Annotated in this window: 12 protein-coding genes and 1 pseudogene; 4 read left to right on the top strand and 9 right to left on the bottom strand. The window is 73.2% G+C overall.

Going from position 1 to position 14,926, the window contains the following annotated elements; translation table 11 throughout:
* Nucleotides 1-6 precede the first annotated feature (6 nt).
* Together ACMATS_RS10895 and ACMATS_RS10890 are read right to left on the bottom strand one after the other, a co-directional pair.
* A complete protein-coding gene (locus tag ACMATS_RS10895) occupies nt 7-4,755 on the bottom strand; it encodes an ATP-dependent helicase (RefSeq protein WP_414167806.1) in 4,749 nt (1,582 codons plus the stop codon).
* Nucleotides 4,756-4,851: 96 nt separating this feature from the next.
* Nucleotides 4,852-5,772 carry a hypothetical protein gene (locus ACMATS_RS10890; protein ID WP_390778433.1) on the bottom strand — a complete coding sequence of 307 codons (921 nt, stop codon included), beginning with the start codon at nt 5,770-5,772 and terminating at the stop codon, nt 4,852-4,854.
* A gap of 81 nt (nt 5,773-5,853) precedes the next feature.
* Between ACMATS_RS10890 and ACMATS_RS10885 the strand changes: the two genes are divergently transcribed.
* The 4 genes from ACMATS_RS10885 (at nt 5,854) to recX (ending at nt 9,246) form a co-directional block, all read left to right on the top strand.
* Entirely contained in the window at nt 5,854-6,042 is a 189-nt protein-coding gene (locus ACMATS_RS10885) for a DUF3046 domain-containing protein (protein ID WP_390778432.1), read from the top strand.
* A gap of 160 nt (nt 6,043-6,202) precedes the next feature.
* Nucleotides 6,203-7,339 (top strand): AI-2E family transporter, encoded by a 1,137-nt coding sequence (locus ACMATS_RS10880; protein WP_414170695.1) that lies wholly within the window; start codon nt 6,203-6,205, stop codon nt 7,337-7,339.
* Nucleotides 7,340-7,515: 176 nt separating this feature from the next.
* Nucleotides 7,516-8,628, top strand: a complete 1,113-nt coding sequence (gene recA / locus ACMATS_RS10875; protein WP_336412894.1) for a recombinase RecA — start codon at nt 7,516-7,518, stop codon at nt 8,626-8,628.
* Between the two features lie 6 nt (nt 8,629-8,634).
* Complete coding sequence (gene recX / locus ACMATS_RS10870) at nt 8,635-9,246, top strand: recombination regulator RecX (protein ID WP_414167805.1); 612 nt, start codon at nt 8,635-8,637, stop codon at nt 9,244-9,246.
* 65 nt (nt 9,247-9,311) lie between these two features.
* Here recX and ACMATS_RS10865 read toward each other — a convergent pair.
* The 7 genes and pseudogenes from ACMATS_RS10865 to ACMATS_RS10835 all read right to left on the bottom strand — a co-directional run.
* Nucleotides 9,312-9,680, bottom strand: a pseudogene (locus ACMATS_RS10865) (rhodanese-like domain-containing protein); the annotation flags it as partial.
* A complete protein-coding gene (locus tag ACMATS_RS10860) occupies nt 9,677-10,195 on the bottom strand; it encodes a cysteine dioxygenase (protein WP_414167804.1) in 519 nt (172 codons plus the stop codon). The pseudogene ACMATS_RS10865 and the gene ACMATS_RS10860, both read right to left, overlap by 4 nt.
* A 125-nt stretch (nt 10,196-10,320) precedes the next feature.
* Nucleotides 10,321-10,392: a putative leader peptide gene (locus ACMATS_RS10855; RefSeq protein ID WP_358344363.1), complete on the bottom strand. Its 72-nt coding sequence runs from the start codon at nt 10,390-10,392 to the stop codon at nt 10,321-10,323.
* 47 nt (nt 10,393-10,439) lie between these two features.
* A complete protein-coding gene (locus tag ACMATS_RS10850) occupies nt 10,440-12,122 on the bottom strand; it encodes an FAD-dependent monooxygenase (RefSeq protein WP_414167803.1) in 1,683 nt (560 codons plus the stop codon).
* 224 nt (nt 12,123-12,346) lie between these two features.
* Nucleotides 12,347-13,267, bottom strand: a complete 921-nt coding sequence (locus tag ACMATS_RS10845; protein WP_414167802.1) for an amino acid ABC transporter permease — start codon at nt 13,265-13,267, stop codon at nt 12,347-12,349.
* Nucleotides 13,264-13,914: an amino acid ABC transporter permease gene (locus ACMATS_RS10840; RefSeq protein ID WP_390778426.1), complete on the bottom strand. Its 651-nt coding sequence runs from the start codon at nt 13,912-13,914 to the stop codon at nt 13,264-13,266. The genes ACMATS_RS10845 and ACMATS_RS10840 overlap by 4 nt, the downstream gene beginning before the upstream one ends.
* 30 nt (nt 13,915-13,944) lie before the next feature.
* The gene (locus ACMATS_RS10835; protein ID WP_390778425.1) at nt 13,945-14,868 is read right to left on the bottom strand and encodes a glutamate ABC transporter substrate-binding protein; all 924 of its coding nucleotides are present in this window, start codon (nt 14,866-14,868) and stop codon (nt 13,945-13,947) included.
* Nucleotides 14,869-14,926 lie beyond the last annotated feature (58 nt).

Genomic DNA, 14,926 nt, shown 5'->3' with positions numbered 1-14,926 from the left:
CCGCGGTCAGGGCGCGCGCAGGCGCAGGCCCTTGGGGGTGGCGTGGAAGCCCGCGGACTCCAGCAGGGCGCCCAGCGGGGACGTCAGCGCCGGGGCGCCGTTGATGCGCTCCACCGTCACCGTGCCCAGCGCGCCCGCCCGGGCGGCCTCGGCCAGGGCCGCGGCCGCTTCGCGCAGACCGGGGTCCTCGCCGTGCGCCTCCTCGGCGCCCTCCTCCTGGGGCCAGGCGAGCACGGTTCTGCCGCCGCGCTCGACGTAGAGGGCGAGGGCGCCGTCGAGAAGGACGACCAGGGAACCCGCCTTGCGGCCCGGCTTGTGGGAGGCGCCGGCAGGCGGATCGGGCCACGGCAGCGCCGCGCCATAGGCGTTGGCCGGGTCGGCTGCGGCGAGCACGACGGCCCGGCGACGGGCCGGCCGCGCCGTACCCGGGCCGCTCTCCGGGTACGCGGCGCCGCCGCGCTCGCGGGCCGTGCCGACGGCGCGCAGCCGGTCCACCGCGCCGTCCATCGCGAACTGGGCCGCCCCCAGGCCCTCGACGACGTAGCCACGGCGGGCCTGGCCGCTCTCCTCGAAAGCGGACAGCACCCGGTACGCAGCGGAGAACCCGCCCTCGACGCCCTCGGCGGCGACCGCGCCGCGCGTCACCACGCCGTGCCGGTCGAGGAGCGTGCGGGCCAGGGCGTGGGCCCGGTGGGTCGGGTCGGGCTCGCGCTCGGGGAGCAGCGACCAGCGGCCCGCGACCGTCGGCGGCCCGCCGCGGGAGGCGGTGGGCCGGGGCACCGCGCCCGTACGGCCGAGGAAGGCGCCGTACCGGCCGCGGGGGACGGAGCGCCGCGCGCGGTGCGCCGTGGAACCGGCCGTGCGGCCCGAGCCGAGGAGGGCGCGGAGCGGGGCCAGCGTGTCGTTGGTGAGCCGGCCGGACCAGGCGAGATCCCAGACGGCCTCGGCGATCCGGGCGTCGCTGCCGGCGGCGTCCCCGCTGTCGGCGCCCGCGGTGCGGACCCGCTCGGCGATCTGCCGGAAGAACAGGCCGTAGCCGCCGGAGAGGGCATCGAGGACGGCCTCGTGCAGCGGCGAGAGCTCCAGCGGATGCGGCGGGGGCAGCAGCAGGGGTGCGGTGTCGGCCGGCAGCAGTGCGACCCAGCCGTCCTTGCCGGGGAGCGCGCCGGCCCCGGCCCAGACGACCTCGCCCGCCGCAGTGAGCTCGTCGAGCATCGCCGGGGCGTAGTCCGCGACCCGGGCCGGCAGGACGAGCTTCTCCAGGGCCGAGGCGGGGACCGGAGCGCCCTGCAACTGCTCGACGGCGCGCAGCAGTCCGTCGATGCCGCGCAGGCTGCTGCTCCCGACGTGCTGCCACTGGGGGAGGAAGGCGGCGAGCGCGGCGGGCGGCACCGGCTCCATCTCCTGCCGGAGCGCCGCCAGGGAGCGGCGGCGCAGTCGGCGCAGCACGGCGGCGTCGCACCACTCCTGGCCGATGCCCGCGGGGTGGAACTCCCCTTGGACGATCCGGCCGTTCGCCGCCAGGCGGTGCAGCGCGCCGTCGGTCACGGCCGTGCCGAGGCCGAAGCGGGCGGCGGCCCCGGCCGAGGTGAACGGACCGTGGGTGCGGGCGAAGCGGGCCAGGAGGTCGCCGAGCGGATCCTTGACCGGCTCCGTGAAGGCCTCGGGGACGCCGACGGGCAGGGCGGTGCCAAGGGCGTCGCGCAGCCGTCCCGCGTCCTCGATCGCCGCCCAGTGCTCCTGCCCGGCGATGCGGACGCGCAGGGCGCGGCGGGCGTCGGACAGCTCCTGCACCCAGGCCGGCTCGGCGCCCCGCGCGGCCAGTTCGGCGTCGGTGAGGGGGCCGAGGAGGCGCAGCAGGTCGGCGACGCCCTCGGCGTCCTTGGCCCTGCGGTCCTCGGTGAGCCACTGCAGCTCGCGCTCCAGCTCGGCGAGGACCTCGGGGTCGAGCAGCTCGCGGAGCTCGGCCTGGCCCAGGAGTTCGGCCAGCAGACGCGAGTCGAGGGACAGCGCGGCGGCGCGCCGCTCGGCCAGGGGGGAGTCGCCCTCGTAGAGGTACTGGGCGACGTAGCCGAAGAGCAGCGAGCGGGCGAAGGGGGAGGGTTCGGGGGTGGTGACCTCGACCAGCCGGACGCGGCGGGCCTCGACGTCCCCCATGAGCTCGGTCAGTCCGGGGACGTCGAAGACGTCCTGGAGGCATTCGCGGACGGCTTCCAGGACGATGGGGAACGAGCCGAACTCGCTCGCGACCTGGAGCAGTTGGGCGGCGCGCTGGCGCTGCTGCCACAGTGGCGTGCGTCGCCCGGGGTTGCGGCGCGGCAGCAGCAGGGCACGGGCGGCGCATTCGCGGAAGCGGGAGGCGAACAGGGCCGAGCCGCCCACCTGTTCGGTGACGATCCGGTCGACCTCGGCCTTGTCGAAGGTGACGTCGGCGGCGCCGACGGGGGACTGCTCCGCGTCGTACTCCGTGCCCTGGCGGGCCGGGTCCGCGTCCAGCAGGTCCAGGCCCATCAGGTCGGCGTCGGGCAGGCGCAGCACGATGCCGTCGTCGGCGTGCATCACCTGGGCGTCCATGCCGAAGCGCTCGGCGAGCCGGGCCCCCAGGGCCAGCGCCCAGGGGGCGTGCACCTGGGCGCCGAAGGGGGAGTGGATGACGACGCGCCAGTCGCCCAGCTCGTCGCGGAACCGCTCGACGACGATGGTCCGGTCGTCCGGCACGTGGCCGCAGGCGCGGCGCTGCTCGTCGAGGTACGACAGGACGTTGTCCGCCGCCCAGGTGTCGAGGCCGGCGGCGGTGAGGCGCTCGCGGGCCGCCTCGGGTGCGTGGCCGCCGATCTCGCGCAGGAACGCGCCGAGCGCGCGGCCGAGTTCGAGCGGGCGGCCCAGCTGGTCGCCCTTCCAGAACGGCAGCCGGCCGGGGGTGCCGGGGGCGGGGGTGACCAGGACCCGGTCGCGGGTGATGTCCTCGATGCGCCAGGAGGTGGTGCCCAGGGTGAAGACGTCGCCGACGCGGGACTCGTAGACCATCTCCTCGTCCAGCTCGCCGACGCGCCCGCCGCCCTTCTTGGGGTCGGCGCCCGCCAGGAAGACCCCGAAGAGGCCGCGGTCGGGGATGGTGCCGCCGGAGGTGACGGCGAGCCGCTGGGCCCCGGGCCTGCCGGTGACCGTGTTCGCCACCCGGTCCCACACCAGGCGCGGGCGCAGCTCCGCGAAGGCGTCGGACGGATAGCGGCCCGCGAGCATGTCGAGCACGCCGGTGAACGCGGACTCGGGCAGCGCGGCGAAGGGGGCCGCGCGGCGCGCCACGGCCAGCAGCTCCTCGACGTCCCACACGTCCATGGCGGACATGGCCACGATCTGCTGGGCGAGCACGTCCAGCGGATTGGCCGGGACGCGCAGGGCTTCGATGGACCCCTGGCGCATCCGCTCGGTCACCACGGCGGCCTGCACCAGGTCGCCGCGGTACTTGGGGAAGACGACGCCGGTGGAGACCGCGCCGACCTGGTGACCCGCGCGGCCGACGCGCTGCAGCCCGGAGGCGACGGACGGGGGCGACTCGACCTGGACGACCAGATCCACCGCGCCCATGTCGATGCCCAGCTCCAGGCTGGAGGTGGCCACCACGGCGGGCAGCCGGCCGGCCTTCAGATCCTCCTCGACCAGCGCCCGCTGCTCCTTGGACACCGAGCCGTGGTGCGCGCGGGCGAGCAGCGCGGGCGCACCCTTGGCGGCGCCGGACTCGGCCATCAGCTCGGCGGGGGAGTGGTGTTCGGGAAGGGGCTCGCCCGTCGTCCGTTCGTAGGCGATCTCGTTGAGCCGGTTGCACAGGCGCTCGGCGAGGCGGCGGGAGTTGGCGAAGACGATCGTGGAGCGGTGGGCCTGGACGAGATCGGCGATGCGCTCCTCGACGTGGGGCCACACCGACGGCTTCTCCTTGCCGTCACCACTCTCCTGCACGGGCGAACCGCCGAGCTCGCCGAGATCCTCGACCGGCACGACGACGGAGAGGTCGAACTCCTTGCCGGACGGCGGCTGGACGACCTCCACCCGGCGCTGCGGGGACAGGAAACGGGCCACCTCGTCCACCGGGCGCACCGTCGCGGACAGGCCGATCCGGCGGGCGGGCCGGGGCAGCAGGAGGTCCAGGCGCTCCAGGGACAGGGCGAGATGGGCCCCGCGCTTGGTCCCGGCGACGGCGTGCACCTCGTCGAGGATCACGGTCTCCACGCCCTTGAGCGCCTCCCGGGCCGCGGAGGTGAGCATCAGGAACAGCGACTCGGGCGTGGTGATCAGGATGTCCGGCGGCCGGGTGACCAGCGCGCGGCGCTCGGCGGCCGGGGTGTCGCCGGAGCGGATGCCGACGCGGATCTCCGGCTCGGGCAGGCCCAGGCGCACCGACTCCTGGCGGATGCCGGTGAGCGGGCTGCGCAGATTGCGCTCGACGTCCACCGCGAGCGCCTTGAGCGGGGAGACGTACAGCACGCGGCAGCGCTTGCCGCGCTCGGCGGGCGGCGGCGTGCTCGCCAGCCGGTCCAGGGCGGCGAGGAAGGCGGCCAGCGTCTTGCCGGAGCCCGTGGGCGCGACGACCAGGACGTCCGAGCCTTCCCCGATCGCGCGCCAGGCGCCGGCCTGGGCGGCCGTGGGCGCGGTGAAGGCTCCCGTGAACCATGCGCGGGTCGCGGGGGAGAATGCCGATAGTGCTGTGAGGGCCGGGGACGAGTCCCCCGCAGTCGCCGACTCCGTGTCGTTCGCCATGCACCCCATCGTGCACCGGGCCACTGACAAGGCCCCGTCCGCGCAGGCCGGAGGCGGTTTCCGGGGTGGTGTCCGGGGCCGGGAGGCCGCGTCGCGTCACACGGGGCGGCCGTGGGCGCGCAGCGTGAGGAGGGCGTCGATGGTCGCCCTCGGGCGGCACTCCAGGGCCGTGCCGGGCGCCCACGCGCGCCAGTTGACGGGCCAGCCGCCGTCGGTCTCCTGCGCGGCGGCCAGGAAGTCGAGAGAACGTTCCATCTCGGCGTCGGTGAACCAGGACCGGGCCACCGAGCCGGGGGTCCGTGCGAAGTCGTGCGGGTAGTGGTGCTCGCCCGGCGCGTAGCCCTCGGGCAGGGGGTACTCGGCCGCCCGGTCCGGTTCCAGGACGGCCAGCCGCCGCTCCCGCACGGTGCGGCCCAGCCGCTCGGCAGCGGCCCGGGCGCGGTCCCGGTCGGGGACCCCGTCGAGGAAGGCCACGGCCGCCTCGACCTCGTACGGATGGGTCCTGGCGCCGCGCGTGATGGCCTCGACCGCGGCCCAGCAGAAGTCCGTGGCCCGGAACAGCCAGGCGTGCCACACCTCGTTGCGGTGCAGGAGGCCGACCACCGGACCGGTGGCCAGCAGGTCGCTGGGAGGGTCGTCGATCACGGGGATCCAGGGGGCCGCGGGGTAGCCGCGCAGCGACGGGTGGAGCGCGGGCAGCGCACCGTCCTGCGTGGAGACCGCCGTCAGATAGCGGCACACGCGCTCGACCCGCCGGTCGCCGCAGCGGCCGATCTCGTCCAGCACGCGCAGCGCGTGCGCGGTGTGCAGCGGCTGGCTCACCGGGCCGCGCAGGTCGGGTTCCAGGGCGTGCCCGTAGCCGCCGTCGTCGCCGAGGTAGGCCGACAGGGCCGCTTCGACCGCGTCCGCACCGCCGTCGAGGAAGTGGAACGCGAATCTGCGCTGTTCCAGGACGCGGGCGGTGAGCCAGACGAACTGCTCGGCACGGGCTGCGGCGGATGCTCCGGAAGGGGCCATGGACAAGACCGTAGGGGGGCACGGCGGCGCCCGGCAGCGGCTCGTGCCCGGCTGCACTCTCAGGGGCGGGATACTGGGTCCATGCGGTTGACGGTCTTCTGGCAGCGGATGGCGGATCATTTCGGCGCGATGTACGCCGACTCCTTCGCGCGCGATCACGTGATGTCCGAGCTCGGCGGGAGGACCGTGCACCAGGCGCTGGACGCCGGCTGGAACGCCAAGGACGTGTGGCGCGCGGTGTGCAGGACGATGGAGATCCCCGAGCACTGACGCCGGCCGGAGGGACGGCGGCTCGGGGTGTCCGGGGTGTCCGGGGTACCTGGGGTGTTCGGGGGTATTTCGCCCTGTAGGTCAGACTTGCTCCGTGGCAGCCACCGACGACACCTCCCCGGACGACTCCCGACCGACCCGGCCCGGCGACGGCGCGCGCATGCCGCGCTGGCTGCCCCGGGCGGTCGTGGTGGCGCTCGCCCTGTTCGCCTGCTTCCAACTGGGCGTCTGGGCCTTCCACCAGCTCCTCGGGCTGCTGGTCGACATCCTGATCGCCTTCTTCCTGGCACTCGCCGTCGAGCCCGCCGTGGACCGAATGGCCGCGCGCGGCATGCGGCGCGGTGCGGCGACCGGACTGGTCTTCCTCGGGATCACCCTGGTGTTCACTGCGTTCTTCGCCATGCTGGGCTCGATGCTCGCCGGGCAGATCCAGAACATCGTGGAGAACTTCCCCGCCTATCTGGACGCGGTGATCGGCTGGCTCAACCGGACGTTCCACGCCAGGCTCTCCCGCGTCGAGATCCAGTCGAGCCTGCTGCACTCCGACTGGCTGCAGAAGTACCTGCGCAACAGCGCCGGCGGGGTGCTCGACGTCTCGGCCACCGTGCTCGGCGGGCTCTTCCAGCTGCTGTCCGTGGCGCTGTTCTCGTTCTACTTCGCGGCCGACGGCCCCCGGCTGCGCCGTGCCCTGTGCTCCGTCCTCCCGCCGCGCCGGCAGACCGAGGTGCTGCGCGCCTGGGAGCTCGCGGTGGCCAAGACGGGCGGCTACATCTACTCGCGCGCCCTGATGGCGCTCGTCTCCGGCATCGCGCACTACGTCCTGTTCGTGGTCCTCGGCGTGCCCTACGCCCCGGCGCTCGCGATCTGGGTCGGGCTGGTGTCGCAGTTCATCCCGACCATCGGCACCTACCTCGCGGGAGCGCTGCCGATGCTGCTCGCCTTCACCGTCGACCCCTGGTACGCGCTGTGGGTGCTCGCCTTCGTCGTGGCCTACCAGCAGCTCGAGAACTACGTGCTCCAGCCGCGCATCACCGCCAGGACCGTGGACATCCACCCGGCCGTCGCCTTCGGCTCGGTGATCGCGGGCACGGCGCTGCTCGGCGCGGTGGGCGCGCTCGTCGCGATCCCCGCGACGGCGACGCTGCAGGCGTTCCTCGGGGCGTACGTGAAGCGGTACGAACTCGTCGAGGGGGCGGCCGCGGCGGCCGGGGGCGGGTCGAGGCGGCCGGGCGGGCCGGGGGACGGGGGTCGTCCCCCGGCCCTCGTACGGCTGTTCCGGGCGCTCCGGAGGCGGTGATTCCGGGCCCGGCGAGGCGCGCTTGACAGCAAAATCGAACATCCATTCTCATGGACTTCTCCGAGCCGCGGAACCGAGTTTTCCACAGGCCGGGGCGACGCCCGGGCCCGTTGTCAGTGGCAGGCGCTAGCGTCGTGGACGTGAAGCGATCGACTCAAGCAAACCGGGTGGAACCCATGGCAGGCACGGACCGCGAGAAGGCGCTGGACGCCGCGCTCGCACAGATTGAACGGCAATTCGGCAAGGGCGCGGTCATGCGCCTGGGCGAGCGGCCGAACGAGCCGATCGAGGTCATCCCCACGGGCTCGACGGCCCTCGACGTCGCCCTCGGCGTCGGCGGACTGCCGCGCGGCCGCGTGGTGGAGGTCTACGGGCCGGAGTCCTCCGGCAAGACCACCCTCACCCTGCACGCGGTGGCCAACGCCCAGCGCGCAGGCGGCACGGTGGCCTTCGTGGACGCCGAGCACGCCCTCGACCCCGAGTACGCCAAGAAGCTCGGGGTCGACATCGACAACCTGATCCTGTCCCAGCCGGACAACGGCGAGCAGGCTCTGGAGATCGTCGACATGCTGGTCCGCTCCGGCGCGCTCGATCTGATCGTCATCGACTCCGTGGCGGCCCTGGTGCCGCGCGCGGAGATCGAGGGCGAGATGGGCGACTCGCACGTGGGTCTCCAGGCCCGGCTGATGAGCCAGGCGCTCCGGAAGATCACCAGCGCGCTGAACCAGTCCAAGACCACCGCCATCTTCATCAACCAGCTCCGCGAGAAGATCGGCGTGATGTTCGGCTCCCCGGAGACCACGACCGGTGGCCGCGCGCTCAAGTTCTACGCCTCGGTGCGTATCGACATCCGCCGCATCGAGACCCTGAAGGACGGCACGGAGGCGGTCGGCAACCGCACCCGCTGCAAGGTCGTCAAGAACAAGGTCGCGCCCCCCTTCAAGCAGGCCGAGTTCGACATCCTCTACGGCCAGGGCATCAGCCGCGAGGGCGGCCTGATCGACATGGGCGTGGAGCACGGCTTCATCCGCAAGGCCGGCGCCTGGTACACCTACGAGGGCGACCAGCTCGGCCAGGGCAAGGAGAACGCCCGCAACTTCCTCAAGGACAACCCCGACCTCGCCAACGAGATCGAGAAGAAGATCAAGGAGAAGCTCGGCGTGGGCACCCGGCCCGAGGCACCGGAGGCCGAGCCCGGCGCGGACGCCGCCGCGAGCGAGCCCGCCAAGTCCGTCCCGGCCCCGGCCAAGGCCACGGGCAAGGCCGCCAAGGCCACGGCCAAGAGCTAGCCCGCCATGTCCGGAACGAGGACATGGCGAGCCGGCCGGCTGGAGCCGCATGCGGGCGACCGTACGGACGGGAGCGTCCCCCACCCGTCGAGGGCCGGGGACGGGGCGCCCCCGTCCCCGGAGGAGCAGGCGCGGGCGATCTGCCTGCGCCTGCTCACCGGATCCCCCCGCACCCGCAGACAGCTCGCCGACGCCCTGGCCAAGCGCGGCATACCGGCCGAGGCGGCCGAGGAGGTGCTCTCCCGGTTCGAGGACGTCGGACTGATCGACGACGCGGCCTTCGCCGGGGCCTGGGTGGAGTCCCGGCACCGCGGCCGCGGGCTGGCTCGCCGTGCCCTGGCGCGCGAACTCCGCACCAAGGGCGTGGACTCCGCGCTGATCGACGAGGCGGTGGGGCAGCTCGACCCCGAGCAGGAGGAGCACACGGCCCGCGAGCTGGTCGGGCGCAAGCTGCGCAGCACCCGCGGCATGGATCGCGAGAAGCGGCTGCGCCGGCTCGTCGGGATGCTGGCCCGCAAGGGGTACTCCGAGGGTCTCGCCCTGCGCGTGGTACGCCGGGCCCTCGAGGAGGAGGGCGAGGACCCCGAGCTGCTCGAGCACTACCTGCCCGGCGACTGACCCCAGCCCGGAAGCCGGCCACCCTCCGGCGGCGTCCCGTCCCCGGAGGGCCGGGGCCCGGGCGGCTGCACCGGCAGTCCCGCCGCACGCCACGCCCGGAAGCCTCCGGTCACGTCCGTGGCGTGCCGCAGCCCGAGCCGGTGCAGGGAGACCGCCGCCAGGCTGGAGGCGTACCCCTCGTCGCAGATGACGACCACGCGCAGGTCGTGCCCGGTGGCCTCGGCCGCACGGTGGGCGCAGGCCGGGTCCATCCGCCACTCCAGCTCGTTGCGCTCCACCACCAGCGCCCCCGGGATAGTGCCGTCCCGTTCCCGCAGTGCCGCGTAGCGGATGTCGACCAGCAGCCCGCCTTCGGCCTGGACGGCGGCCGCTTCCACCGGTTCGAGCCGGTCGAGCCCCGCCCGGGCCTCGGCCAGCAGCTCCTCCACCTTCATGCCCACTCCTGCGCCCACTCGACCTGCTCCAGCCTGAGCACCTGCCCACTGCGGTGATAACGCCGCATCATCGGCAGCGGCGGGTAATAGGCGTGCACGGACACCGCGTGCTCCGCCGAGGCGTTGAACACCTGGTGCACGTGATGCGGCCCGAAGGCCCGCCCGTTGCCGCCCTCCAGGTGCTGCTCACGGTCGATGCCGTCGGCGAGTTCCAGCAGCTTCCAGCCCTCGGTGGGCAGCCGGGCGGCGAGCGACTGCTCGGTCAGCCGGCCCACTGCCGTGGCGAAGGCGCCGTACGAACCGCCGTGGTCGTGCCAGCCGGTGCCCGCGCCGGGCGGCCAGCCGATGAGCCACGCCTCGCTGCCGCCCGGCCCCTCCAGGCGGATCCAGGTGCGCCCCTGAAGGTCGAGCGGCAGCGAGGCGACGAGCTCCGCGTCGGCCGCGACGCGGCGCGCGAAGGTGAGAAGTTCCTTGGCCCGAGGCCGACTTGGCGGTGCATCGGGTGCGGCGGGCACGGCGGACGCGGTGGAAGAAGGAAGGAGAGAAGACACAGGGACCGTCCTGGGTGATCGCGAAGGAAATGCGCAGCACCCGGCACCCGCAGGGGCGGACGTGCCGGCAGGGCGCGCAGGGGAGCGGATCAACAGGACGGACGACAGACGCAGCCCGCATAGCGGACGAGGTCCAGATGGACCCTCCGCCAGAAGAGCATGCTGCTGTCGGTCACACTCCGGACTCAACCATGACGGAACGGGCGGGTCAACGGTTGGCCGTAGCCTCACTGGCCGCCCCGCCGGCCGCCTCCTCGTGCTCCTCGGGCGCGGACGCCGCCGGACCGCCCGCCGCTCCGCCCCTGGCGGCGTCCGCGCACGCGTACAGCTCCGCGGGCCGCACTCCGGCCAGCGCCGCCACCAGATGCCCGTCCGGGCGCACCACCAGCACGGTGTGCGCGGCAGCTCCCGGATACCCTTCGGCGACCAGCAGTTCGGCCCGCATGGGCAGTGCGGAGACCGCCGCCGCGAGCCTCGGCATCAGTCCCGCCCCGAGCCAGTGCCGCCGCTCCCACACCCCCGTCCCTGGGGCCACCAGAACCACCAGCAGATCGCCGCCGAGCCGTTCGTGCAGCAGTACTTCCGCCCCTTCCGGATCCGTCACCGGCACGTCGGCGACCCGCTCGCCCACCTCCGTCCCGACCGGCACGGCCCCCGCGGGCGGTGCGGCCGGCGTCAGGGGCGTACGGGCGTACACCGGCAGCGCGCCGAGCGCCCCGCGCCCCAAGTGGCCCTCGGTGAGCAGGAGATCGTGGGTGCGTGCGGCGCCCGGCACCATCGCGCGCCGCACCGTGCGCCATCCGCCCTCGGCGCGCACCGACGGCAGCGCGCGGTCGGCGGCGCGCAGCCGGGCCACGATCGTCGCCCGCCGCTCGGACTGGTAGCTGTCGAGCAGCGCGTCCGAGGCGCCGTGGTGCCAGGCGAGTGCCAGCTTCCAGGCGAGGTTGCCGGCGTCCTGCAGCCCCTCGTCCAGACCCTGGGTGCCCAGGGCCCCCAGCAGGTGCGCGGCGTCCCCGGCGAGGAAGGTGCGCCCGCTGCGCCAGCGGCGCGCGAGGCGGTGGTGCACGGCGTGCACCCCGGTGTCCAGCAGTTCGTACGCCGGCGTCTCGCCGCACCACAGCGCCAGCGAGTCGTCGATGTGGGCCAGCAGGGCATCGGGGGTGACCAGTCCGCCGTCCGGCGGCAACAGCCAGTCGAGCCGCCACACCCCGCCCGGCAGCGGGCGGGCCGTCACCTCGCATCCGCGCGGAGGCGCACGGTGCAGCACCGCCTCGCCCGGCCAGGGCAGTTCGGTGCGCAGGGCCGCGACCGCGAACCGCTCCACGGCCGTGCGCCCGGGGAAGCGGGCACCGGTGAGCTTGCGGACCACCGAGCGGGCGCCGTCGCAGCCGACCAGGTAACTCGCCCGCCACGCCTCGCTGTTGTCGCTCCGGGTGCGTGCGGTGATGCCGGAGGCATCCTGCGTCAGGATGGTCAGACGATGACCGCGGGCGATCGTCACGCCGTCGGCTCCGGCGAGCGCGGCCCGCAGCTCCCGCATGAGCGCGTGCTGGGGCAGGTGCAGCGGAGACGGTTCTCCCGGGGCCGGGTCCGCCGCCTCGTCCTCCTTCTCGGCATCCCCGGAGGCCCCGAACGGCATCTGCAGTGTCACGGTCCTGCGGTGCAGGGTCCGCCAGCCCGTCCACCGGGCGCCCTCCGTCGTGGCGCAGCCGAGCCGTTCCAGCAGGGCGGCGGTCTCCGGCCGCAGTACGACCGTGCGGGCCGGGCGCCGTTCTTCGTGGTCCTCCTCCGCGGTCTCGTCCAGGACGACCACGGGGACCTCGTACCGGGCGAGGGCCAGGGCCAGGGCGAGACCGACCGGGCCGGCCCCGACGACGATCACCGGGTCCACGGCACGGCCCCCTGACGTGCGCGGCGGCGGCCGACGGTCCCTGCACCGGCGTGGTGCGTACGGGACGTACAGGGACTGCCAGGGGGAAAACGGTGCGCGATCACAGAACGTATGCAACCCATTGCTGCTGCTTGCGTCAAGTGATCAACGGCTTTGCCGCGGCGCGCCGTACGCGTGCGCCCCGCCGGTCCGGAGCAACCGACGGGGCGTCAGCGGCGGCCGGATCAGTCGGCCTTGGGGACGTCCGCGCCGGAGGCGCCCGGGCCGCCCCCGGCGGCGCTGTGGCCGGGATCGGCCATGACGGTCGCACCGGTGGCGGCCAGGGGAGGCGGAGTGCCCTTGCGCGAGCGCTTCGTGCGCCGTTCGACCCACGTGGCGACGGACGACAGTGCCAGGCACAGCAGTACGTAGATCGATCCGAAGACGATGACCATGGGGATGAAGGCGTAGACGCCGTTCACGGGTGGTGTCTGCTGGGCGAAGGACTTGCCGACGAACAGGAGTTCCTCGTAGAGGATGATGAAGCCGAGTGAGGTGTCCTTGAGGGTGACGACGAGCTGGCTGATGATCGAGGGCAGCATGGTGCGTACGGCCTGCGGCACGAGCACGGATGTCATCACCTGGGTCTTGCGCAGCCCGAGCGCGGACGCCGCCTCGCTCTGGCCCCTGGGCACGGCGTTGATGCCGGAGCGGAAGATCTCCGCCTGCACCGAGCCGTTGTAGAGGGTCAGGCCGATGACCAGGGCCCACATCGGGTCGGAGGTGAAGACGGCTGCGTAGAGCAGGAAGATCATGATGAGCAGCGGCATGGCCCGGAAGAACTCCACGAGCACGGTGGCCGCCCAGCGCACCGGCCGGTGGTCGGACAGCCGGGCGGTGGCCAGCACAGCACCGAGTGCGAGCGACAGGACGGCGGCGATGGCGAAGGTCTTGAGCGTGGTGAGCAGGCCGTCGACGATCCGCTGCTGGGTGTCGGTGTACTCGTAGGCACTCCACAGCCCGCCCTGGAACTGCCCCGTGGCATCCAGGCGGTAGACGGCGAAAGCGATCAGGCCGAGCAGCACGGCGGTGGCCAGGACACCGTAGACCCGGTTGCGCACCCGCGCCCGCGGGCCGGGGACGTCGTAGAGGACGCTGGTGCTCATCGGGCCACCGCCAGCCGGTTCTCCAGCAGCCGGAAGAGGCCGCTGATCGTGAACGTGATGATGATGTAGCAGAGCGCGATCCACAGGAAGATCACGTAAATGTTGTAGCCCGCCGCGGCGTTGAGGGTCTTCTGCACGGAACCGAGCTCGCTGACGTTGAAGCCCGAGGCGATCGCGGTGTTCTTGGCGAGGGCGATCAGCAGGCTGCCGATGGGCGGTATCGCGGTGCGGGTGGCCTGCGGGAGCACGATCTGCGTCAACGTCTGCCCGAAGGTCATCCCGATCGACCGGGCGGCCTCCGCCTGCCCCACCGGCACCGCATTGATCCCCGACCTGACCGCCTCACAGATGAACGCCGAGGTGTAACACCCCAGCGCCAGCACGGCCAGCCAGAAGGAATCCCACCCCTTCAGACCGAGCGCCGGCAGCCCCAGGGTGACGGCGAGGAACAGCAGCACCAGCGGGGTATTGCGCAGGAGCGTCACCCATGCCGTGCCGAACGCGCGCAGTGCCGGCACCGGAGAGACGCGGAACGCCGCGACGAGGGTGCCCAGCACCAGGGCGAGCAGGCCGCTGAGCGCCGTCAGTTCGACGGTGCCGAGAAACCCTTCGCGGAACATCGCGAAGTTGTCCGACAGAACGTTCACATCAACTCTCCGGGAATCGCATGCTGCCGGTCAGTACCGCTCGATCGCGGGCGGCGTGGGCGCCGGAGTGCCGGAGAGCCCCAGCGTGGCGTCGTACGCCTTCTTCCAGTCGCCGTTCTTCTCGTGCGCCTCGATGGCCTTGTCCACCGCCTCGCGCAGCGCCGTGTCGTCCTTCTTCAGGCCGACGCCGTAGGGCTCCTTGGAGAAGGGGTTGCCGACGACCTTGAGTGCGCCTTTGTTCTCGGCTGCGTAGCCCTTGAGGATCGAGTCGTCGGTGGTGACGGCGTCGACGGTGCCGTTGACGAGGTCCTGGACGCACAGCTGGTAGCCCTGCTGTGCCTTGGCCTCGGCGACGCCGTACTTGGGCTCCTTGATGCGCTGCAGCGGGGTGGAGCCGGTGGCCGAGCAGACCTTCTTGCCCTTGAGGTCCTCCGGGCCCTTGACGGGGCTGTCGGCCTTGACGAGGAGGTCCTGGCCGGCGATGTAGTACGGGCCGGCGAAGCCGACCTGCTTCTTGCGCTCGTCGTTGATCGTGTACGTGCCGACGTACAGATCGACGCCGCCGCTCGCGATCTGCGTCTCCCGGGCCTCCGAGGGCACCGTCTTGAACGTGATGTGCTTCTCGTCGAACCCCAGATCGGCCGCGATCATCCGGGCGATCTCCACGTCGAAGCCGGTGCGCTTCTTGGTGCCCGGGTTCTCGTAACCCAGGCCGGGCTGGTCGGCCTTGGTGCCGATCGTGATGGTCTTGCCCTTGATCTTCTCGAAGACCGACGATCCCTTGACGTCGGCCGAAGTGTTCACCGGATACGTCGGCACCGCCGGGGCCGACGCGCCGCCGGACGCCTTGTCGCTCTTGTCGTCGTTCGGGCTGCCCGACTTGCCGCACGCGGTCGCGGACGCGGCGAGCGCCAGCACCACGACGGCCGCTGCAGCGGTATTGCGGAGCTTCATGAAGAACTTCCTTTGCGTCTGCGGGCGTTGCCCGGCCTTCGGTGCGGCGGGGAGAGGC

It is taken from the genome of Streptoverticillium reticulum, from assembly GCF_047456005.1.
GTDB lineage: Bacteria > Actinomycetota > Actinomycetes > Streptomycetales > Streptomycetaceae > Streptomyces > Streptomyces reticulum.
The sequence above is the reverse complement of the archived record's forward strand: the minus strand, read 5'-3'. Positions and strand labels throughout refer to the sequence as shown.

What these genes read in the sequence shown, in the direction of transcription:
- ACMATS_RS10895 (WP_414167806.1), bottom strand. Translation starts at nt 4,755, where the DNA reads ATGGCGAACGACACGGAGTCGGCGACTGCGGGGGACTCGTCCCCGGCC.
- ACMATS_RS10890 (WP_390778433.1), bottom strand. Translation starts at nt 5,772, where the DNA reads ATGGCCCCTTCCGGAGCATCCGCCGCAGCCCGTGCCGAGCAGTTCGTC.
- ACMATS_RS10885 (WP_390778432.1), top strand. Translation starts at nt 5,854, where the DNA reads ATGCGGTTGACGGTCTTCTGGCAGCGGATGGCGGATCATTTCGGCGCG.
- ACMATS_RS10880 (WP_414170695.1), top strand. Translation starts at nt 6,203, where the DNA reads ATGCCGCGCTGGCTGCCCCGGGCGGTCGTGGTGGCGCTCGCCCTGTTC.
- recA (WP_336412894.1), top strand. Translation starts at nt 7,516, where the DNA reads ATGGCAGGCACGGACCGCGAGAAGGCGCTGGACGCCGCGCTCGCACAG.
- recX (WP_414167805.1), top strand. Translation starts at nt 8,635, where the DNA reads ATGTCCGGAACGAGGACATGGCGAGCCGGCCGGCTGGAGCCGCATGCG.
- ACMATS_RS10845 (WP_414167802.1), bottom strand. Translation starts at nt 13,267, where the DNA reads ATGAGCACCAGCGTCCTCTACGACGTCCCCGGCCCGCGGGCGCGGGTG.
- ACMATS_RS10835 (WP_390778425.1), bottom strand. Translation starts at nt 14,868, where the DNA reads ATGAAGCTCCGCAATACCGCTGCAGCGGCCGTCGTGGTGCTGGCGCTC.